16 protein-coding genes and 2 pseudogenes are annotated in these 19,917 nt (G+C 69.2%); 8 read left to right on the forward strand and 10 right to left on the reverse strand.

Annotation, left to right across the window (positions count from 1 at the left end):
• Positions 1-47 precede the first annotated feature (47 nt).
• On the forward strand, positions 48-857 hold the full coding sequence (locus ACFYYB_RS32825) for an alpha/beta fold hydrolase (RefSeq protein ID WP_389440056.1): 810 nt from the start codon (positions 48-50) through the stop codon (positions 855-857).
• Between the two features lie 425 nt (positions 858-1,282).
• On the opposite strand, the gene ACFYYB_RS32830 is transcribed toward ACFYYB_RS32825, so the two are convergent.
• A complete protein-coding gene (locus ACFYYB_RS32830) occupies positions 1,283-1,876 on the reverse strand; it encodes a TetR/AcrR family transcriptional regulator (RefSeq protein ID WP_389440058.1) in 594 nt (197 codons plus the stop codon).
• A 94-nt stretch (positions 1,877-1,970) separates the two neighbouring features.
• Between ACFYYB_RS32830 and ACFYYB_RS32835 the strand changes: the two genes are divergently transcribed.
• Both ACFYYB_RS32835 and ACFYYB_RS32840 read left to right on the forward strand, forming a co-directional pair.
• The gene (locus tag ACFYYB_RS32835; RefSeq protein WP_389440061.1) at positions 1,971-2,339 is read left to right on the forward strand and encodes an ester cyclase; all 369 of its coding nucleotides are present in this window, start codon (positions 1,971-1,973) and stop codon (positions 2,337-2,339) included.
• A 747-nt stretch (positions 2,340-3,086) separates the two neighbouring features.
• Positions 3,087-4,031 carry a methylenetetrahydrofolate reductase gene (locus ACFYYB_RS32840; protein ID WP_389440063.1) on the forward strand — a complete coding sequence of 315 codons (945 nt, stop codon included), beginning with the start codon at positions 3,087-3,089 and terminating at the stop codon, positions 4,029-4,031.
• An 85-nt stretch (positions 4,032-4,116) separates the two neighbouring features.
• Here the strand turns inward: ACFYYB_RS32840 and ACFYYB_RS32845 are convergent.
• Positions 4,117-4,407: pseudogene (locus tag ACFYYB_RS32845) on the reverse strand (transposase); the annotation flags it as partial.
• A 100-nt stretch (positions 4,408-4,507) separates the two neighbouring features.
• Positions 4,508-5,038, reverse strand: a complete 531-nt coding sequence (locus ACFYYB_RS32850) for a hypothetical protein (protein WP_389440065.1) — start codon at positions 5,036-5,038, stop codon at positions 4,508-4,510.
• Between the two features lie 482 nt (positions 5,039-5,520).
• Between ACFYYB_RS32850 and ACFYYB_RS32855 the strand changes: the two genes are divergently transcribed.
• On the forward strand, positions 5,521-6,975 hold the full coding sequence (locus ACFYYB_RS32855; protein ID WP_389440067.1) for an alpha/beta hydrolase: 1,455 nt from the start codon (positions 5,521-5,523) through the stop codon (positions 6,973-6,975).
• Positions 6,976-7,001: 26 nt separating this feature from the next.
• Positions 7,002-7,220 (forward strand): hypothetical protein, encoded by a 219-nt coding sequence (locus tag ACFYYB_RS32860; RefSeq protein ID WP_389440069.1) that lies wholly within the window; start codon positions 7,002-7,004, stop codon positions 7,218-7,220.
• A gap of 66 nt (positions 7,221-7,286) precedes the next feature.
• Here ACFYYB_RS32860 and ACFYYB_RS32865 read toward each other — a convergent pair whose 3' ends face one another.
• Positions 7,287-8,288 carry a M20/M25/M40 family metallo-hydrolase gene (locus tag ACFYYB_RS32865; protein WP_389440071.1) on the reverse strand — a complete coding sequence of 334 codons (1,002 nt, stop codon included), beginning with the start codon at positions 8,286-8,288 and terminating at the stop codon, positions 7,287-7,289.
• 1,464 nt (positions 8,289-9,752) lie between these two features.
• Here ACFYYB_RS32865 and ACFYYB_RS32870 point away from each other — a divergent pair.
• Complete coding sequence (locus ACFYYB_RS32870) at positions 9,753-10,313, forward strand: hypothetical protein (RefSeq protein WP_389440627.1); 561 nt, start codon at positions 9,753-9,755, stop codon at positions 10,311-10,313.
• A pseudogene (locus ACFYYB_RS32875) lies at positions 10,312-10,532 on the forward strand (IS630 family transposase); the annotation flags it as partial. The gene ACFYYB_RS32870 and the pseudogene ACFYYB_RS32875, both read left to right, overlap by 2 nt.
• Positions 10,533-10,632: 100 nt before the next feature.
• Here the strand turns inward: ACFYYB_RS32875 and ACFYYB_RS32880 are convergent.
• The 4 genes from ACFYYB_RS32880 to ACFYYB_RS32895 form a co-directional block, all read right to left on the reverse strand.
• The gene (locus ACFYYB_RS32880; protein ID WP_389440073.1) at positions 10,633-11,856 is read right to left on the reverse strand and encodes an FG-GAP-like repeat-containing protein; all 1,224 of its coding nucleotides are present in this window, start codon (positions 11,854-11,856) and stop codon (positions 10,633-10,635) included.
• 229 nt (positions 11,857-12,085) lie between these two features.
• Positions 12,086-12,739 carry an IS3 family transposase gene (locus ACFYYB_RS32885; RefSeq protein ID WP_389440075.1) on the reverse strand — a complete coding sequence of 218 codons (654 nt, stop codon included), beginning with the start codon at positions 12,737-12,739 and terminating at the stop codon, positions 12,086-12,088.
• Positions 12,740-12,745: 6 nt separating this feature from the next.
• Positions 12,746-12,961, reverse strand: coding sequence for a hypothetical protein (locus ACFYYB_RS32890; protein WP_389440077.1), 216 nt, complete (start codon positions 12,959-12,961; stop codon positions 12,746-12,748).
• Positions 12,962-13,210: 249 nt separating this feature from the next.
• Positions 13,211-14,797: an FG-GAP repeat domain-containing protein gene (locus ACFYYB_RS32895; protein ID WP_389440078.1), complete on the reverse strand. Its 1,587-nt coding sequence runs from the start codon at positions 14,795-14,797 to the stop codon at positions 13,211-13,213.
• A 1,170-nt stretch (positions 14,798-15,967) separates the two neighbouring features.
• Here ACFYYB_RS32895 and ACFYYB_RS32900 point away from each other — a divergent pair.
• Positions 15,968-17,893: an FG-GAP repeat domain-containing protein gene (locus ACFYYB_RS32900; RefSeq protein ID WP_389440080.1), complete on the forward strand. Its 1,926-nt coding sequence runs from the start codon at positions 15,968-15,970 to the stop codon at positions 17,891-17,893.
• 858 nt (positions 17,894-18,751) lie between these two features.
• Here ACFYYB_RS32900 and ACFYYB_RS32905 read toward each other — a convergent pair.
• Together ACFYYB_RS32905 and ACFYYB_RS32910 are read right to left on the reverse strand one after the other, a co-directional pair.
• A complete protein-coding gene (locus ACFYYB_RS32905; protein WP_389440082.1) occupies positions 18,752-19,150 on the reverse strand; it encodes an STAS domain-containing protein in 399 nt (132 codons plus the stop codon).
• Between the two features lie 79 nt (positions 19,151-19,229).
• Positions 19,230-19,895, reverse strand: coding sequence for an HSP18 transcriptional regulator (locus tag ACFYYB_RS32910; RefSeq protein ID WP_389440084.1), 666 nt, complete (start codon positions 19,893-19,895; stop codon positions 19,230-19,232).
• Positions 19,896-19,917 lie beyond the last annotated feature (22 nt).

Below are 19,917 nucleotides of genomic sequence, written 5' to 3' on the forward strand. Positions count from 1 at the left end.
TCCGCGCCTTGACTCTCACATTGATGTCAGAGTTTAGCTTAGGCGTCATGACCACTGATCTCGCGCTTCCCACCTCTGACCTCGACGTTCTCGTGCGGGGACGCGGCCCCGCACTTCTGCTCGCGCACGGCGCCGGGGGCGGTATCGAGGGGAACTTCGGCCTGGTCCTCGACGATCTTGCCCAGGACCACACCCTCGTCGGACCGCACTACCCGGGGGCAGGCGGCTCCGCCGTGGCCCTCGAGCCCCTGGCCCTGAACGATCTCGCCGACCGCCTGGTCGCGGCCGCAGTAGCAGCCGGCCAGGACTCCTTCGCCGTGATCGGGGAGTCCCTCGGCAGCGCCGTGGCGGTGCGGATCGCCACACGGCACCCTGACCGTGTCCGGGCCCTCGTCCTTACCGCCGGCTTCGCCGTCCCCGACCCCGTCCTGGCGCTCGCCGCGCAGCTGATCAAGTCTTTGGCCGCTGCCGGCCAGTGGGATGACTTGGCGCGGCTTGCTCTTGTGTCCTGCATGTCTCCGGCGGACCTGGCGGGCATCGATCCAGCCGTCCTCGACCAAACAGTCGCCCGGACTCTGACCGCTATGCCGCCGGGCATGCTGGACCACTTCGATCTGGTGTCCCGCGTAGACGTCCGGGCCGACCTGGCGGAGGTGTCCGCCCCGACCCTGGTGGTGGCGCCGACCGGCGACCGACTCGTGCTGCCCGAGAGCTCGCGCCGTCTGGCGGCCGGCATCCGAGGCGCCCAATTGGTCGAACTGCCTGGCGCCGCCCATGTCCTGAACCCGTCGGACCGGGCGGCCTGGCTCCGACACGTACGAGAATTCCTTGCCGCACTCCCCGCTACATCTGCGTGAGCACACCATTCCTCACAGGTCCTGCCGGGGCCCGGCATCCGCCCGCGCGCACTGCAGTTCTCCGTCGGACCCGCAGACCAAACGCCGGACGACCAACTGGCAGCAAGCTCTGGTGGGATCTCTCGGTTCGGGGACAGTGGTGTGAGGGAGCGTGAATTGACCGCGTGTGCGGCCCGGGGTGAGGGCGAGTCGCCTCCGTCGATTCCGACGTTGCATCGTGCGATCCGGCGGGATCTGACGGTGGGGGAGCGCGGACGGAATCGGCAGATGGCAGTCGCCCTGCAGCTCTGCTGAGGGCGGCTACGGTCGGGGCAGTCGGCGCCCATATGGCGTGCGCGGGCGAGGCCCGGTTCCGCCTTCGATCGGGGGCGGTACCACCGGGCCGCCCCAAGCCGACAACCCCGGACGCCTTCCTGAGGTCCCCTTCATGAACGCCCGACCGCAGGGACGGGTTGCAGCGGTGCGCGGAGGCCGGCGGTGATGACCGCGAGCATGCGCTGCGCGGCCCCGCGGTCTGCCCCGGCGGCGCCGGCCACGGCGGTCACGAGGGCGAGGACCTCGGGCCAGGACAGTGCCGGGTCGACCAGGTCCTGCTGCTGCGCGCGGACGAAGAGCGGCTCGGCGGCCGCACTGATGCGCTCGTGCCACTCGTCCACCTCCGAGGTCGACTCCCCGGGCGCGAGTGCGTAGGCGGCGATGAAGGTGTCACGCAGGCCCCGGCTGGCCAGCATGTGTTCCACGACGGCGCCGAACCAGGCGAACAGGGCATCGACGCGGCCCTCCTCGGCCCGCGTCCGGGCCTCGTCGCAGAGCGCGTCGATGGTTCGGGCATAGACGGCGCTCACCAGCAGTCGGCGGGTCGGAAAGTGCCGGTACAACGTCGCGTTCGCGACGCCGGCACGTTCGGCGATCAGGTCGAGGGAGGCGTCGGCACCGGCTTCCTGGAAGACCTGGGACGCGGCGTCGAGCAGCCGCGCACGGTTGCGCTGGGCGTCCTGGCGAGTGGGTCGGCCTGTCATGTCACTCCCGTTGCTTATCCGGGGACTGTCCTCGTATTGTGGCACGGACAGAAATCCGGGGACACTCCCCGTTTATCGGAAGGCGGGACTGCGCATGTCAACTCCTGGCCCGGCCGAGGTGGTTCACGCCATCAACGCCCTGCGTGCCCGCGGCGAGTTCGACGTCGCCCTGCAGTACATCGCGCCCCTGTCCCTCGACCAGGGAACCGAGAGCGACCGCACACGGTGGCGCGAAAAGTGGGAGAGCATCCTTGCGGGCGTACCCGACTTCGAAGTCGCCACGGTGCGCAGTGTCGAGGACGGCGAGTGGGTGGCGAACCACTACCGGATCACCGGCACCCACACCGGGGACTTCTTCGGCCGTCCCCCGACGGGCCTGCGGTTCGATGTGATGGGGATGGACATGGTGCGTGTCGTCGGCGGGCAACTGGTGGAGCACTGGGTCGTCGCCGAACCCTTCTGACCGGCCACGTCACATCCGCCCCCGACATCTCGGCCCGCGCGTTCAACCCCCTTGGTCCCCCAGAGTGAGATACCGCGGGTGATGGTCACTAGGGCGCCGCGGTAGCTGCCCGTCGCTTGTAGGTCGTCGCTGATGCTGGTCATGGGTGTGCGTGCCTCTGGTGGTGACATTTTGGTGTGGTGTGTTCGGTGTCATCGGTGTGTTTGCCCGGGTCAGTGGCCGTGGTTGTGTCCGGGCCCTCTGCCCCGTACCAGGGGCGAAGCTGCAGGTATCTCTCGTTCATGGAGGGGCCGAGGTGCCCTTCGATGCCGTACCCGGGTTCCCCCTGGTACGGGAGGGCGTAGAGGAACGAGGTAACGACGACCTCGATCGCTCTGGGCAGGCGACGGTGTGTCTGCTCTTCCAGGAACGCGAGGACCTGGCACCAGTCGGGACCGTTGCGCGACGTGTGAGTTGCGGTGGTCGGCGACGGGGCTTTCCGTAGGGGTCTGTCTGGTGGGTGGGTTGTGGGGTGTCGCTTTTCTACTGAAGTCCGGTGTCGTTTCTCGCTGAAGTTTGCTGTCGTGTGTGTGGGCTTGTGGGAGGGCCTGACTGTTCGGTGAGTTATTGTCAAATTCTGTGGATCTGATCAGCGCGGTCGTTCCACCGGAGCCTTGTGATGGTTCCCTCAGGCGAGAGCGGCCGAATCCGGTCTCACAGAGTGACATTCGCCTACTGACTGGTGAACGAGCTGGTAGCTTCCGCGACATGACGGACCTCAGAGACAGCACAGCTCTCCGGACGCTGGTGACCGACACCGAGAGCGGCATCCTGCTGTTCGGCATCACGCCGCCGCGTCTGAGCACCGCTCCCGAACGGGTCCAGGAGATCACCGCAGCCACGTTGGCACGGTTGGACTCCCTCGATCTGGACGGTCTGGCGCTCTACGACATCGACGACGAGAGCGACCGCAATCCTGCGGAGCGACCGTTTCCGTACCTGCCGACCATGGACCCCGCCACCTACCACGCGGAATACCTCGCCGAGTGGAACCGCCCCGCGGTCGTCTACCGGTGCGTCGGCAAGTACCCCGAGGCGGAACTGCGGACTTGGCTGCAGACGGCCGACACGGACCGCGTGCTCAGCGTCTTCGTCGGTGCGGCCTCGAAAGACAAGACGGTGCGGACCCGCCTGTCCGAGGCGCAGGCCCTGCGCCGTGACGTCCGCCCGGACCTGCTGCTCGGCGGCGTCGCCATCACCGAGCGGCCCGACGAGCACCTGCGGCTGCTCGCCAAGCAGGAAGCGGGATGCACGTTCTTTATCTCGCAGGTCATCTACAACGTCGACGCAGTGAAGAGCATGGTCTCCGACTACTACTACGCCTGCCGCGACCGGGGGCTCGCACCAAAGCCCGTCCTGTTCACGCTCTCGGTATGCGGCTCGGTGAAGACGCTGACATTCCTCAAATGGCTCGGAGTCGACGTGCCACGCTGGATTGAGAACTCGCTGCTCCACGCAGAGGACACCCTGGCCGAGTCGTACGAGCACTGCTTGGCCAACGCCCGTGACCTGGTCGCCTTCTGCCGCAGGCTCGGCATGCCGTTCGGCTTCCTCGTGGAGAGCGTGTCGATCCGCAAAGTAGAGATCGATGCCTCGGTCGCCCTCGCCGACGAGGTAAGCGGACTGCTTGGGCGCGGTCGACCATCCGCATGAGGCCGGCCATGAACGTGCCGTCGTCAAGTCCTCTGATCACGACGTAGCTCAGGCTGCTGAGGCTTCCTCGCGCTCGACCGAGGACTCACTTCTCGAAGCGGGCGCCGGCGCGGACTAGGGCGACCAGGTGAGGCGCGTTGACCGCGCGCCATCGGGTCTGGGCGGACTCGATGAGCTTGAACACCATGCCCAGGGCTGCGGCCCGGCTGCCCGCACCCATGGTGATCTTCGTCCGTAACCTGACCGTGGCGAACGTGGACTCGATCGGGTTCGTCGTGCGCAGATGGATCCAGTGCTCGGCCGGAAAGTCGAAGAACGCCAGCAGCTCGTCCTCGTCGTCGGCGATCCGCTTGACGACCTTCGGGTCGCCTGCCCCAGGGGATCGCCGATCCAGACCATGCGGCGCGGAGATGGAGGCAGGCGAGGCAGCTCTCGGGTCCGGTGCTCCACCGGCCGAATCCGGCAGGTGCCTCCCGTCATTGGACACGGGACGAAACCGCCGGACCACCCCCGCGAACTGCTCGCGCAACCGGCCCGGGTGCGGGCCGGCCGTACCCACCGGTCGACAGATGCGACTCACTATGAACTTCCACTGCCGGGACCCGAACCCGCGCCGCGGCCAGAGCGGGGACGCAGCCCAGCAGGGTCAGGTAGGCCCACCACTGCCAGGCCGCGCCGTCGAAGGAGTAGGCGACGGCGGCCGGGATGAGGGGTGGGATGGGCACGGGTGCCAGGTGCCACAGAACACGGCCGCCTGGCAGCCGCAGGGCCAGTGCTTCGCCGGCCAAGGCCGTCGGAGCGGCGAACAGAACGGCCTGGGCCAGCCCCAGGGCGGCGCTGAGGAAGGCGAGCCACACCAGCGAGTAGAGCCAGTCGCTGTGGTTGAGGGGCGCCCCCTCGGTGATCAGGGACAGCACCATCAAGGCGACGCCGATGGCTGCGTACTGGACTGTTGTCGCGTACACCGCGACGCGCAGGGTCCGCTTGCAGCTTGTCTTCCGCACCATTGCGCATTCCCCCTGCTCGCTTCGGGAGTACCGAACCATTAGCTAATTGAACACGTTCAATCGCTCGTTACGCTACACCCCGCCCCTACGTGGTGGAGTGGCGGGGCCGAATCGTGCGTACTCCCAGACGGTGCGTGGAGGAATCGCCGCCGCAAGGCTGAAGGTCGCCGGCTGTTCGTGGCGTCACACAGGCCCGAGCCGAGCACGTGTCCTGTGTGACCTTGCCGCCCATGGCGGATGCGGTGGCCGGGTTCTTCGACAGGCTTGGTTGCCGTGTTGGGGTCGGCGTCCACCATCCCCTGCAGGGGAGCTCCGTCATGCCGATGTCTGCAGGCCCCTGGAGCGCTGTGTCACGCCGTGGTTCTGATGCGGTGCTGAGCGCCATCCGATGCGGTTCTGCCGTATTCCGCTGCGAAGTTGTGCGCATTCGTGGACGGAAAGAGGGGGTCTCCCGCATGTGGAGCAGAGGAATCAGGTCTGTCGTGGCGTTGGGAGTGGCGGCTGCCACGCTCCCGCTCACTGCTTCGCAGAGCACGGCCGCTGCGGCGGTGATGGGCGATGCGGCGCCGTCGGTGTTCTCCGGCCGGCGACTGGACTGGCGGCCCTGTGCCGGTGGCGGACTCGCGCAGTGCACCTCCGTTGAAGTACCGCTCGACTACAGCCGGCCCGAGGGGAGGACGATCCGCATCGCGGTGTCGCGTATCAAGGCGAGCGAACCGTCCGAACGCCATGGCGTGCTCCTCGTGAACCCCGGCGGCCCGGGCGGCGACGGGCTGACCGTGCCGCAGATGATGCTCGACGAAAAGGTCATCCCGGATTCCGTGCGGCGCAGTTTCGACCTGATCGGTTTCGATCCACGCGGTGTCGGCCGGAGTGCTCCCGTCAACTGCGGCCTGACGGAACAGGAGAAGACCCTCAGCGGCCCCGCCTACCGGCCCGAGACCTTCGCGGACGACGTCGCTCAGGCACGGGGTACCGCAGCAAAATGCCAGAGCAAGAACCGGGACATCCTCCCGCACATCACCACCCGCAACACCGCCCGGGACATGGACGTCATCCGCGGAGCTCTGGGTGAGAAGAAGATCTCCTACCTCGGCATCTCCTACGGAACCTATCTAGGCGCCGTATTCACCCAGCTGTTCCCCGGCCGGGCCGACCGGTTCGTCCTGGACAGCGCGGTGGACCCCGGACGCGTCTGGCGGAGCTTCTTCCAGGACAGAGCGCAGGACGCGGAGAAGGCCTTCACCCGGTGGACGCGGTGGACCGCACAGCGCCACGCCACCTACGGACTGGGGGAGACGCCCGACAAGGTCCGGGAGACGTTCTGGGCCCTGTTCAACAGGCCCGCCCCCAACCAGGTCCACGACTTCGTCTCTGGCTTCCCCACCGTGTTCTACGACGTAGAGGACGCCGCCCGGACGATCGCCGGACTCCGTGACACGGCCACCACCCCCACCAACGGGGCCATCGGGATGGGCGCCGGACCGGCCGCGCCATCGGACACGAGCGACAACTTCCACTCCGCCTACTGGAGCCTGACCTGCGCCGACAGCAATTCCTGGCCTCGCAACCCGGAGCGGTACCGTCGCGACGCCGCCTTGGACAAGCAGCACCATCCGCTCCTCGCGGGCTCCGCGTCCAACATCAACCCCTGCGCGTTCTGGCCCAAGGCGACCGAGCAGACGACCGTGGTGGACAACGCGGTCGGCGCGCTGGTCGTGAACAACGAGTGGGACACCCAGACGCCCCTCCCCGGGGCCACCGGCCTGCACAAGGCCATGAAGGGCTCCAGGATGATCACGGTCCAAGGAGGCCTGGGACACGGCGTCTACGGCACCAACCCTTGTGCGGACGACGCGGTCAACACCTACCTCACCACGGGCCGGCTCCCCCAGAAGGACATCACCTGCCACCCCACCGGCCGACCCGGCCGCTGAAGGCAGGCCCCCCGGGGACGAGGGCGATGAGGCGGAAGCGGGGCAGGGGCAGCGAGAAGAAGCGGCCCTCGGACAGGAGCGGGGCCGTGGCGCGGCGCTGCGGGGAGGTCGCGGCGCCTGCCGTCGCCGAGGCCGGTGACGGCGATCCCGGCGTCTGCCAGGGCGACGAGCCCGTCGGCCAGGTGCTCGACCTCGATGACGAAGCGGCCCCCGGAAGCCCTATTGGTGGCGCGCACATCCACTGAGACCAGGCAGGTCTCGCTCACCCGAGGCGCCGGGAACGGGCTGCGCCGCAGTCCTCGTCGGCCGGGTCAGGTGTTCTCGTCTGCGAGTGCGGTGACGGCGTCGGAGAGGGACCGTGCGGCCTGCGCGGTGCGCGGGACATCGACCTTGTCGAGGGTGTCGCATTTCTGGTGGTAGCAGGGGGCGTAGGTCAGGACGCCCTTGTCGTCGACGCTGGAGTGGACGGATGTGATGTCGGCGGTGGGGATGCCGGTGGCGATGAACGGTGCGGAGTCGGTGGACATGTAGTCGACCTCGTCCGGCTCGCGGGGGAGGGCACGGCGATCCAGGGCGTGTTCGAGTTCGTGGCTGAGCGCGGCGGATCCTGCCGGGGGCCGGGGTACGTCCAGCTTGGCCAGGGCGTCGCGTTGGGCGGCGGGAAGTTCGGCGAAGCCGTGGCCGTCGCTGTCGGAGATCCGGAAGGTCCCGTCCTTGGCGCCGATCATGTCGATGTTCACGTAGCCGCGCAGGTGCTCGCGGCCGTGGGCGGCGAGCCAGCCGGTGGAGCCCAGCAGGCCCTGTTCCTCGTCACCCCAGAACGCGAGCCGCACGGTGCTGCGCGGTTTCCAGTGCTGCTCCTGGGCGTGTGCGGCGAGCGCGAGCAGCGCGGTCACGCCGGTCGCGTTGTCGTTGATGCCCGGGCCGGCCTGGACACTGTCGAGGTGGGCTCCGACCAGCAGCACCTGCTCGGAGGTGCTGGGGATGTCGGCGGTCAGGCTCGTGGTGGTGCGGCCCTTGAAGCGGCCCTCGGGCGTGGTGGTGGTCGCTTCCTGTGGATGCAGGCCGGCCTTCTCCAGCTCCCCGCGGACGTAGTCGAGCGACGCCGCGTACCCAGGGGTCCCGCTCGCTCGGGTGTCGCCGTGGGCTCGTGCGATGGACTCGAACGCCTCCAGCTTCCCCGCCACGGCCTTGACGGAGAAGGGATCTGGTGCGGCGGAGTGGGCTGCGGCTTGCCCACAGCCGGAACACAGCAGCGCGAGCGCCAGCGCACCGAGACCGAGGGAACGCGCAGAGCGGGCAGAGCGAAGCATGGGGGGAGCCTTCCGGGAACACGGCGGCCACCGGCCGGCCACTCCTCCCATTCGAGCATCCGACCCCGGGCCCGGGCGTCACGCTGAGGTCGTCTGGAGGGCCGCTCTCAGGTCGCACGCCGCAGTGGACGCTCTCGGCCGAACGGCCGGTATCACCGGACTGGTCCGGGCGGGGATTCTGCCGGGAGGGGCCTTGCGGCAGCATCGCCCGGCTTGCGGGCCGGGTTCCCGGGTGGGGGAGTGGGCGTGACGTCGGGGGTGCGGGATCGTTTCAGCGGGCATGATCGACAGCCCTGGCTCCACAGTGTCCTGCCCCGCTTTGCGGTCCTGCCGGCGACCGGCCGCGGGTCGCCGTCCGCTCGCCGCCTACGGGGTAACCGGTGTCCGTCAGCCCGGGAGCGGGGTGGGGGAGTGAGTGAGCGGGAGCGGTCGTTCTACTGGTGCCGCAGCTGTCGCCAGCCCCTGTACGCGACGAGCACGGCGACGGAGACGGCTCTGCGGGACTGGGAGATCGACCATCAACGGCCGGGTTCCTGTACCCGGGGCCATGCGCTGCCGTTGACCGGAGTGGCCACAAGCCCTGAGGAGCTGCCGGCTGCCTCAGCGGTCCTGCGGCACTTCGGACCGTAGCGGCCGGGCCTACCCGGCGGACGCCGTCCGCCGGGGTGCGCCGAGCTCCTTCTTTTCGCGGGCATCCGTGTGTCACGGCCGCCCCTGGCGGGTGCGCTCTTACGGTGTCCGTCCCGTCTACGTCACTGGCGGCCAAGGCCGCGATCGTGTTCGCCGGAGAGACGCCCATCAGCGACCAGGCCTCCGCTCTTGCCGATCGAGCGCCCATCCCCGGTTCTGGGCGTGATCGGGGGCCGCTTCGAGGGGTGCGTAGGGGCCCGTACGCCACCGGCCACCGGCCACGGCCACGGCCACGGGCGGGGGCACGGCCACGGGATCAGCCGAACAGCCGCCGGTGTCCCTGCCGACCGCCGCCGTGGGGCGACCCGGCTACTGGCCGGCGCGCACGGAGGGGGCTGGCGGCAAGGTGGTGTGCAACAGCCTCAACAGCGATACCGCGGCTCGCCTGGCCGGCCGCTCGGCCAGTGCGGCTTCCTCGTGTGTCATAGAAGACCCGTGCGCTCCGGTCCGGGGGGAACGCACGGGTTTCATGAGGGAATCCGCAACATGTTGGCGGACGCAATGACGGATCTGGTGATGGGGTTAGCCTGCGTGCGGCGGAACGGGGCCGGGCAGCCGCGGCGTTACCGCAAACCGGCCGGAGCCTGCGGGAGTTGTCTGGCTTGGGGCAGCTTCCGGGGGTCGCTCTGTCCTGCCTGCTACGTATTCGGACGCACCCACGAGGCATCGGCCTGCGAGGGCTGCAGTCGGCTCCAGCCGTTGAAGTGGGGCTATTGCCGGCTGTGCTGGTGCCAGGCCCGGATGCCTACCCCGGCCGCTCCTGGAATCCAGGACATGGCGACCGGTGTGAGGCTGCGGCTCGGTGCGGTCCGCTACCACCAGCTGTTCCTTGCCGGCATGCACCACCGCAACGGATCAGCACCGGCTGCGCGGCACACGGGTGGCCGACGGGGCGCCCCGCGCAAACCGCCGCCCCCTCTGGCCGGGCGCCCTGATCCCGGCTGGCAGCAGCTTCCACTGTTCGGACAGCTGCCGCGGCACTACGGCCGGACCGCCCCGGACGGCATCGATGCGGCGGGTCCGTGGCTGGCCTGGGCCCGGTATCTCGCTCACAGCCGGGCCGAGGCCGGCCGATGGAGCGTCGACAGCCGGCTGTCGGTCAACCGCGCCCTGACCGTGGTCCTGACCGGCTACACGGAGGGTGACGTCATCCGCCGCGGCGAGATCAGCACCCAACCGTGGGGGAGGGGCCTACGAGGTGGCCTCCTCATCAGCGTCCTGCAGGAGATGGGCATCTTCGAGGAGGCTGTCGGGCCCCCTGCCCGAGCTGACCGTCCGCCCGCACGGAAGCGGACGACCGGGGCATCGGGGCGCCAGGCCGTTTCTTACGGATAACCCCGTCGAGGCACACTTCGGACCGCTACGGCAGTTCACCCTGGCCAACTCGAACCACCCCAACCACACCATCCAGACCCGGGCCCTGCACGCCTACCTCCGCCGACGCAACAAGAACGCCCGCCACTCCGACGTCCTCACAGCCCAACGACGCGAACGCGCCCGCATCCGCAGCGAGGCCTCCGCTGGGGCCGCAGACCCCTACCCGCCGCGGCCTGACCACCCCACCCGGCGAACCTTCCCGGTCACAGCACTGGAATACGACGGAGGCCTCCGCCCAGGTCCTGGGGGAGGCCTCCGCTTCTGACGGTCGGAATGATCAGAAGGCGCCGTTCAGGCCCCACCAGTTTCCGTCCTCCGGGACGCCCGCGGTGAGCGCGCCCGTCCCCTTGCCGGGATAGAGGACCAGGCAGCCCACACCACGGCACTCCGGGGAGACGTAGCCGCTGTTGGTGATCGTCGCCAGGTCATTGCGGCCGTCGGCGTTGAAGTCGCCGACCGCGAGGAAGGAGGCCATGACGTTCCAGCCGCCGGAACCGATCAGCACGCGCGAGCCAAGGGCGCCGGTGCTCGTGGCCGGGTAGAGCCAGAGCTTGCCCGTGGCGCCCTCGCGAGCGATCAGGTCGGCCCGGCCGTCGCCGTTCATGTCGCCCGGGGCGACCAGGGCGTTCATCGCGTTCCAGCCGCCGCTGCCGATCAGCTTCCGGGCGCCGATGGCGCCGGTCGACGTGCCCGGGTACAACCACAGCTTGCCCGTCGACTTCTCGACGGCGAGCAGGTCCGTGCGGCCGTCGGCGGTCAGGTCGCCGAACGCGGTGATCTTGTCCATGGCGTTCCAGCCGCCGCTGCCGATCAGCTTGCGCGTGCCGACGGCCCCCGTGCCGGTGCCCGGGTAGAGCCACAGCTTGCCGGTGGCCGACTCGCGGACGACGACGTCCTCGCGGGCGTCGCCGGTGAAGTCGCCGTGCCGGGTGAGGGCGTTCATGGCGTTCCAGCCGCCGGTGCCCACGAGCTTGCCCGTGCCGTCACCGGCCAGGAACCACAGGCGGCCGGCCTTGTCGCGGGCGATGACGTCCGGCTTCTTGTCGGCGTTCAGGTCGCCGAAGCCCGCCGCCTTGGTGCCGGTCGCCGCATACCACTCGGGGTACGCGGGCAGGACGCACTCGCGCTCGGTGGGGACGAACTTCAGCGAGCTGACCGAGTTGCTGCCAGGGCCGCCCCACTCGGTGCCCGACGGGTTCGGGCCGATCACGCCGGCGCCCGTGTCGTCACCGTAGTTCGGGTCGTCGTAGAGACAGGCGAACTTGTTGGTGCGGTTGACGACCGAGCGGAACGTGTTGTTCCACGTCCCGAGCGTCGCCGCATTCACGTTGGTCTTGTACATCGCGCCGGTGCCGTTGTCGGTCTTCCAAGCGCAGAAGTAGCCCGACGGGCAGTCGCCGATCGCGGCCTGGGCGGGCGTGCCCGTACCGAGGAAGCCGGCCGACGTGAGCCCCAGCGCCGTGGCCACCGTGGCCAGGCGCTTCAGTAGTGATGTGCGCAAAATCGATTCCTCCCTGAGGTGGCGCGGAGAGGACTCGACGCGCCACGGGGAGGACTGTATCGCGCAGGGGGAAAGGTGCTGCCGCAAGGGGTGGCTGAGGCCGTGAGCTCCACGGCGACAGCGCGGCCCTCCGCGCCAAGGCCGTGTCCGATGGGTGGTGGAATCGCTTGGGCGTAACAGGGCGTTTCATCCTGTTGGGGTCTGATGCAGGTGTGGGTGGCAGGTTCGGTCACGCGGCCTGGAGGGCCGGTGTGGTCATGACGGTCTCGAATTCGACGGGGGTTAGCCTGCCCAGCGAGGCTTGTCTGCGGCGGCGCTGGTAGGTCCTATCGATCCACGTGACGATCGCGATCCGCAGTTCCTGGCGGGTGGCCCATGTCCGGCGGTCGAGGACGTTCTTCTTTAGCAGGCTGAAGAACGACTCCATGACCGCGTTGTCGCCGGCCGCCCGGACCCTCCCTATTGATCCGGCCATCCGGTGCCGGTCGAGTGCCCGGACGAATTGTTCGGTGATGTCGGTGAGCCACAGCCGGTTCGGGCCACTTGCGGTGAAGTCGCGGCGAACGAGATCGTCGTGCACGGGTGGGCCGGCCTTCTTGTTCCTGCCACGCTTCTTGCCGGACACCCTCCACCAGCGGTTGTCCCGGCAGATCCGCCACGCGGTCCGGTCAGCCATGGCGGATCCCGCGCTGCGGGCCTCGTCGGCCAGGCAGCGGTAGCCGAACTCCGGGTCCTCACGGTGGGCGTCGAACAACGCGTTCGCGCGAGCGGCCCGCTCCGCCTCGGCGTCGGTCACCGCCCGCTCCAGCCACCGGCAGTGGGGCTGCCTGGCGAGCTTGAGGACCCGGCACGTGCCCGTGACGGGCACCCCGTTCGCGGCCACGATCTTTCACGAGCGGGTAGATCCTTTTCCCGGAAGGTTCGCCTGGGACAGGCAGGCCGAGGCCCGGCGCAGGACCTCGTTCTCCCGCTCCAGCAGCTTGATGCGCCGACGCGCTTCACACAGCTCCGCGCTCTCTTGGCTGGTCATTCCGGGCTTGGCCCCGTCGTCGATGTCCGCCCGGCGCATCCACTTCCAAGCCGACACATTGGTGCGGGAAGGCATCGGTCATCGTCTGCGGGGACGGGGGGCCTCCGCCCCGCCGTCGGTCGCCCCGGCACCGTCGGGACCGAGCTCCTGCGAACAGCGACGGCGCCGGGCCGCACAGCGCACATGCGGCTCAGGGGTGGGTCGGGCTGGGGAGGGGACGGCGATTCCGCGCGAGCTGGAGCTCTACGCCAGCTCGCGCCGGATGGGTCGCCCTGTGGCTGGTACCCGTTGGTGCCGGTACCGGCCACAGGGGTGGGGCTGTGCTCAGAGGAGTCGGTCGTAGGTGTGCCAGCCCGAGCTGATGCGGGTACGGGCGTCGAACGGGTCGGTCGCGTTGCCGGTGCCCTTGTACAGCCAGAGCACGCCCGCGGTGTCCCGGGCGACGAGATCGGCGCGGTTGTCGCCCGTGACGTCGCCGACGATGCTGAACTGGTTGTAGCTCTTCCAGCCCGAGCTGATGCGGGTGCGGGCGTCGAACGGGTCGGTCGCGTTGTCGTTGCCCTTGTACAGCCAGAGCACGCCCGCGGTGTCCCGGGCGAGAAGGTCGGGTTTGCCGTCGCCGGTGATGTCGGCGGAGCCGATGAGCTGGTTGTAGATGTTCCAGCCGCCACCGACCCGGGTGCGGGTGCGGAAGGGGCTGCCCGAGTTGTCGTTGCCCTTGTACAGCCACAGCACGCCCGCGGCGTCGCGGGCGAGGAGGTCGGGCTTGCCGTCGCGGTAGATGTCACCGGCGCCGATAAGCTGGTTGTACACGTTCCAGCCCCCGCCGACGCGGGTACGGGGCGCGTACGGGCCATTCCCGGAGAACTGGCGCTGGTAGTGCCAGAGCACGCCGGCGGCGTCGCGGCCGACGAGTTCACCGTTCCCGGTCATCAAGCTGGCGGGGGTGCCGGACGGGTACCAGAGCCGCTCGGTGACCGGAGTCAGCTTGGTCAGCTGGTCGTAGGTGTTCCAGCCTCCACCGACCAGATACTCGTCACTGGACAGTGAGCCCTTGTCGTTGGCGCTGTACGCGAACATCTGGCCGCTGCCGTCGCGAGCGAGGAGCTGGTTGAGACGACGCAGGGGCCCGCTGCCCACCTTGAAGGAGGCCGCATCCCGCCTGGAACCCTTACTGGGGCTACCTGTGTAGATGTTGCTGGTGCTGTCCACGATGAGGGGAGTCGTGCCGCTGCCCTTGGGTACCGTGACGGTGAACTCGATCCAGTGCTCGCCCGCGGTGTAGTTGCAGTTCGCGTTCGCCCAGCGCCAGGTGATGGCCGGGTCGAGCGTGCACGACATGCCCTTGCTGGTGCGCAGATCGCTCAGCTGGGCGAGTGAGCCGGATCCCCACTCGGGTGCACCCGCGCCGGGCAGGTAGACGAGGTTCCGCCAGCCCGCGTCCAGAGCGTGTACGTCGATGCGGTGGCGGACCGCCTTGCCGGCCGGGACATCGGGTGTGTGGAAGGTGACCGTGTTGCGGGCGGCCCGCTTCAGGGTTTTCACCGTCACCTTGGACGAGCCGCCGGTCGAGCTGTCGGGGCGGGTGCCGGCACTCTGCGCCACCTTTATGGCGGCCTTCAGGTCCCCGCCGGCGGGCACGTAGGCGTAGCCCTGGTAGATCGTCGTCATGTCGACGGTGTCCCGGCCGATGAAGAGGTCCGGAGAGGCCCTTTCCCACACCGAGCAGGCGTAGACGGAGGTCGCCCCGGCGACCTTCTCGCATGCATTGGGCTCCCTGGTAAGGGAAGCGGGCAGTCCGTCGGCCGCCGCTACCGGCCCGTCGAGCGGCTTCGTGGAGAACGCGTAGATCATCGTGCCGCGCGTGACACCGAACCCCACCCCGTTCTGCCACAAGGTACCGGGCATCATGACTTCGTCCCCGGGATGGCCGGTGATGGGAGCGGCGTCAACGGCTACTGCCGGGCCCGCCATGACACCGAGACCGGCCGCGACAGCGGACGCCGCGGCGGCTATGGAGACTGCTCTGCGCAGAGTCCTCTTCAACTGGTCCTGACTTTCGAATGAGAGACGTCCGCAAACAGCGGAGAGTCCGGTTGTAGGCACCGGGGCCCGGCCAAGGCCAGCCGCACGGTGCGTGGATCTCAGGGCATGAAACGGCGAATCGCCACCCAATCCCGGTACACGGCGCAGATGTGATGGTGGAAAGGAGGCGGCGAGCCGGGAGAACCCGAACTTTACTGCGCCCCTTGCTACCTGCCAGGGAGATCATCAGCTGCCGATGACCAGAGCGCAAACCTTCTGAGCAAATTGCTTCACCACCGCCTCCGCGACTCACCAAGCTGAACTCCGCAGGACGCCTACTGAATGGGGATATTTGAATCTGAGGCTCCCTATCGGCGCGATTGCCCGTGTTGTGCAGGAGTCCACCAACCGGTTGCGGCAGCGCGGTCGGACCGCAGGCGCGAGGTGATGGCCGAGCAGGTCGGCTGCTGGGCGGCCCACGGCACCGCCGCTCCGGTACCACCGGCACCTCCATCAGCCTCACCGACCTCGGCACTTCCCTGGGTGAGGCCGAATTCGGAGCCCCCTCACCCGGTGACCCCATCGGACCGGTCCGTCCCCCTGCGGTGGGTCGGTTGATCGAATAGGCCTGTTCGGTTGCTGATCACTGACGCTGGCGGGCCGGTGGTACGGTCCGCTTCTGCGATCAAGAACGCACGGACGTCAGCGGGGAAACCCCACGTCCGGTCACAGCATTTCAACTCGGGGGCCTCCATGCCGTACCGCCGCACGTCCCGGCGACTCGTCTCACTCGCCGTCCTTACCGCTCTCGCGGCCGCCGGCGGCCCGGTGGTCCTTCCCGCAGCGGCCGCGCCGGGGCCGTCTGCCGAGGCTGAGGCCTTGGCGGCACTGCCGAGGATTCCCAGGGACGCCCGGGTAGTGAGCGGGGGACCGGGGGGCTTCCTGGTGCGGGCCAACAGCAGCGACCGAGGGCAGGATCTGGCCTGGACGCGTTACTCCGACGGCTCGGTCACGCGGTTTGACTTCCCGTCGACCACCGACGAGGCAGCAGGAGCCATGTCCGACACGGTGGTCGAGGACAGTCGGCCCGTGCGCCTGCACCACATGGACACCGGAACCACCACGGAGGTGGACGTGTTCGGGATGGGGTACAACTACCTCGGCGCCGTCGGGACGACACTCATCGCTTTCGGGCCCCGCCCCGGTTCAACCCCCCTGCTCCACCTGCTCGGCGACCCCCGGAAGGGGATGACGGACCGGCCGGTCAGTGGCCTGCCTCGCGGCATCATCACCCCAGAGGGCGGAAGGGTCGTCGCGTACGCGGACGGGGCCTTCGTCCTCGAGTACGAGACCGGCACCTGGGAAGACCCGATCGTTTACCACGCGGTCGTCGACGTTGCTTCGGCGCGCATCGTGAACACCTACCGGGTGTGGCGCTCCTGGGGTGACGTGGCCCTCTCGGGCACGCACATTGCCTGGGTCGGCACTGCCAACGGGGTGAGTGGGGACGTCCTTCGCATCGCGAAGCGCGGCTCGGTCACCGTGTCGGTGACCAAGCTCGGGCAGATGGGCGACCGCCCGTTTCTCGGCCTGCTGGGTGGCTGGTGGCTCGCGGCCCCGCAACGGAACGACCCATCCGACGATCACGCGCTGTACGCCCATCCCCTGGGCGGGGGCGCACCGCGCAAGGTGCTGGACTCCGTCGCCTCCTACACCCCGGGTCTGGCTCCGGGCGGGGCCCTGCTGGTGAAGGGAGGCACGGTCGCCCACGGTGACGGCCTCTACCGCATTACTCAGGGCTCCGACGGGCTCCCGCACACTGAGATCGTCGCCACGATGAAGCCGCCCACACAGGTGGCTCTGGTGCGCGAGGAGATACCCACCACCATCGACCTCTCCCGTACTCCCTCGGTCAGCCTGAACTGGAAGCTGTCACGCGACAACGTCCGCACGGAGTTCATCCTGCACAACGTGAGGACCGGCGAGCGCGGCTACTACCACGACGAGGACATCCTCCAGCCCGAGAAAACGGCGAGCGGGTTCTTCGAACTCCACTGGGACGGACTCCTCAACGGTATGCACATGCCGGCGCCCAACGGTGAATACGAATGGACGCTCACCGCCCGGCCGCGCGACGGAATCGGCCGCACCCTGGCCGTGCACGGCCAGCTCACCGTCACCCGGGATGCGGCACCGCACGACCTGACCGACGACGGCACACCCGACCTCCTCACCCGCACCCAGGACGGGCATCTCATCAGCCAGAACACTCTCTGCGACAAGGGCGTGATATCGAGTTCGTCGAGTTATGAGACGGACCTCGGCAGCTTCTGGGGGAAGTACACCGCGCTCGTTGCCGCGGGGAACGTCGGCGGCTCCCGCCACGCGGACCTCCTGGCCCGTGACGGGGAGGGCGTGCTGTGGCTGTACACGGGCAAGGGCGACGGCAAGCTCTCCGCCCGGAGCAAGATCGGGGGCGGCTGGAACACTTACGACGAACTGACCGCGGGCGGCGACGTGACCGGTGACGGGAAGGCCGACCTGCTTGCCCGTGACAAGACTGGCGTGCTGTGGCTGTACCAGGGCACCGGCGCGGCGGACGCCCCGTACGCGACCCGCAAGCGGATCGGCTCCGGCTGGAGCCAGTACGACGCCCTGGTCTCGACGGGCAACATCGCCGGCGGCGCGGCGGGCGACCTCCTGGCACGTGACAAGGCCGGCGTGCTGTGGCTGTACCGCGGGCGCGGCGACGGGACGTTCGGCACGCGCACCCGCGTCGGGTCCGGCTGGGACAAGTACAAGGACCTGGTGGCCTGGGGCGACGCCAACAGGGACGGGACCCCCGACCTCTACGCACGCGACAAGACGGGCAACAGCTGGCTCTACCAGGGCACGGGGGACGCCGAAGCACCCTTCCGCAGCCGCAAAGCCGTAGCCCCAACCTTCAACTACGACCTGCAGAAGTACTCCGAAGTCCTCTGACACCAGGCAGATCGCGCAAAACCCCGGGTTGATCACAGGGGCGATGAGGCGGCGGCGACGGACACAGGACTCCACGTCTCCGCTGGCGAACCTGGCCACCGTTCAGCGCGGACCGGGTTCACCGAAGGGCCCAGCGCGGAGGCTGGTGGGCTGCTGTCAATCGCGTGAGGTACCGCACGCCGTGACCGTTACCACGCAGGTCTGGCTTCCCCACACGGGGAAGCCAGCCCTCTGCCTTTGTTCCTTCCGGCAACGGCGGTCTATCGGGTGGATCGGTTGGTGCGGTGGGTGGCGCCGTTATGTTCGCCGCTGCCCGGGTCGGGGGCTGTGTCCTCGCGGGGGGCCGTCGGTGCGGGCCCAGGCGAGGGAGTGGATCTCCAGGCCGGGCGCCCGGCGGGTGACAGTCGCGGCGGCCCCAGGGCGTCGGCCGAGGTGTCGCCGGTGCAGACGATCGCGTCGAACGCAGAGATCTCACACGAGCTGGTGCGGTCAAGTGCCGTGCCTGGGAAAGCTTCTGAGAATCGGCCGGACTACGGATCCGATCTCCGGCGTGTCGGCGGGCCGGGCGTGACAGAGCCCGGCCGTCTGATGGTGGGCCCGGCCGGGCTCTGCGTGTGTGGGGTGGGGCTGGCTAGGCGGTCTCGGGGTGGACCGGGTCCTGGCCGGGGCGCCGCATGCGCTCTTGCTCTTCGCGGCCCTTGCCCGGCTCCTGGCGCTTGTCCTTCATGCCGCCCATGACGGTGACTCCCTGATGCGTGGCGTGGGGGTTCCTCCTGCCCCCACACTGACACGGAGTGTGACGTCTTGCACCATTTTAGCTACCGTCCGTGGTGGCCTGGTGGTGCTGAGGATGTGCCGCTACTGCGGGAGCTCGTCCAGTCGTGGCGGGGGAAGGGCATCGGCCGGCGGCGGGTCCTGGTCCTGGGGGAACAGGGGGAGCGTGCCGGTGATCTCCAGGATGCGCTGGAGTTGGGCGTTGGGGGCGGCGAGGCGGATGACGGTGTTGGTCTGCTGTGCTTGGCGTCGTACCGCCAGGAGCGCGTTGAGTCCGGAGGAGTCGCAGAACGTGATGCCGCTGCAGTCGAGGACGACGTCCTTGGCGGGTGTGGCGTGGGCGAGTGCTTCGGTGAGGGCGAAGTGCAGGGCGGGGGCTGTGTCGATGTCGATTTCGCCGGTGGGCCTGACCGCGACGGCCTGGTCCAAGACTTCCACGGCTATGCCGCTGCCGGCGGTTCCCCGGTCTGGGTGTTCGGCCATGACGGTTCACTCCTTGGCTCTGCGGGTGTGCCCTCGGCCCCCCGGCTCGACGCCGGCGGCCGGCCCTAGGGGGAGTGGGTCAGGTGTTGCGCTGGTTGTGGGTGTCCTGGCGGAGCTGGTCGGTGTGCCGGGTCAGGGTGTCGATGCGTTCGGCGAGGTCGGCGTCCTTGGAGCGCAGGTGGGGCCGGGTGTCGGCCAGTGGGCGGACGAGGCGGGCGGCGTCGTTGTCGGCGAGGGCCTGGTTCAGGTCGCTGACCGCGCTGTCGGCGCTGGCGGGGAGGCCGGTGAGGGAGGTGACCTGGCCGGCGAGCCGTCGCAGGTCGGCCGCGTTGTCGCGGGCCCAGGCGGTCACGGTGCGGTCGGCGGCGCGGGTCGTACGCGTTGCCTGGACGCGCTGGTCGCCGGTGCTCCCGGCGGTGCCGGGGCGCAGACGCAGGTAGCGGCGTTCGGCGGCCTGGCGGCTGGCGACCCCGAGGGGCCCGGCGAGATCGGCCCAGCTCGCTCCGTGTTCGCGGGCGGTTTCGATCAGTCCGCTTTCCCAGCCGGCGAGCTCCTCGCGGATCTCGCGCAGCGTGAGCAGTGCGGCCAGAGCCGGGTGGTGGCCCGAGTCCGGCGTGGTCATCGCCGCGGCCGGGGTTCTCACGGAGGGATGCTGCGCGTCCTTGACGGCCTGCTGGATGGCCGCCAAGGCCGCAGCGGCGGCCAGGAAGGGGACTGATTCGGTCGGCTCGGCGGCCTCGTTCATGACACTCTCCCCGCTCCGTCAC

The sequence above is a fragment of the Streptomyces sp. NPDC002886 genome, from assembly GCF_042888445.1.
Taxonomy (GTDB): domain Bacteria; phylum Actinomycetota; class Actinomycetes; order Streptomycetales; family Streptomycetaceae; genus Streptomyces.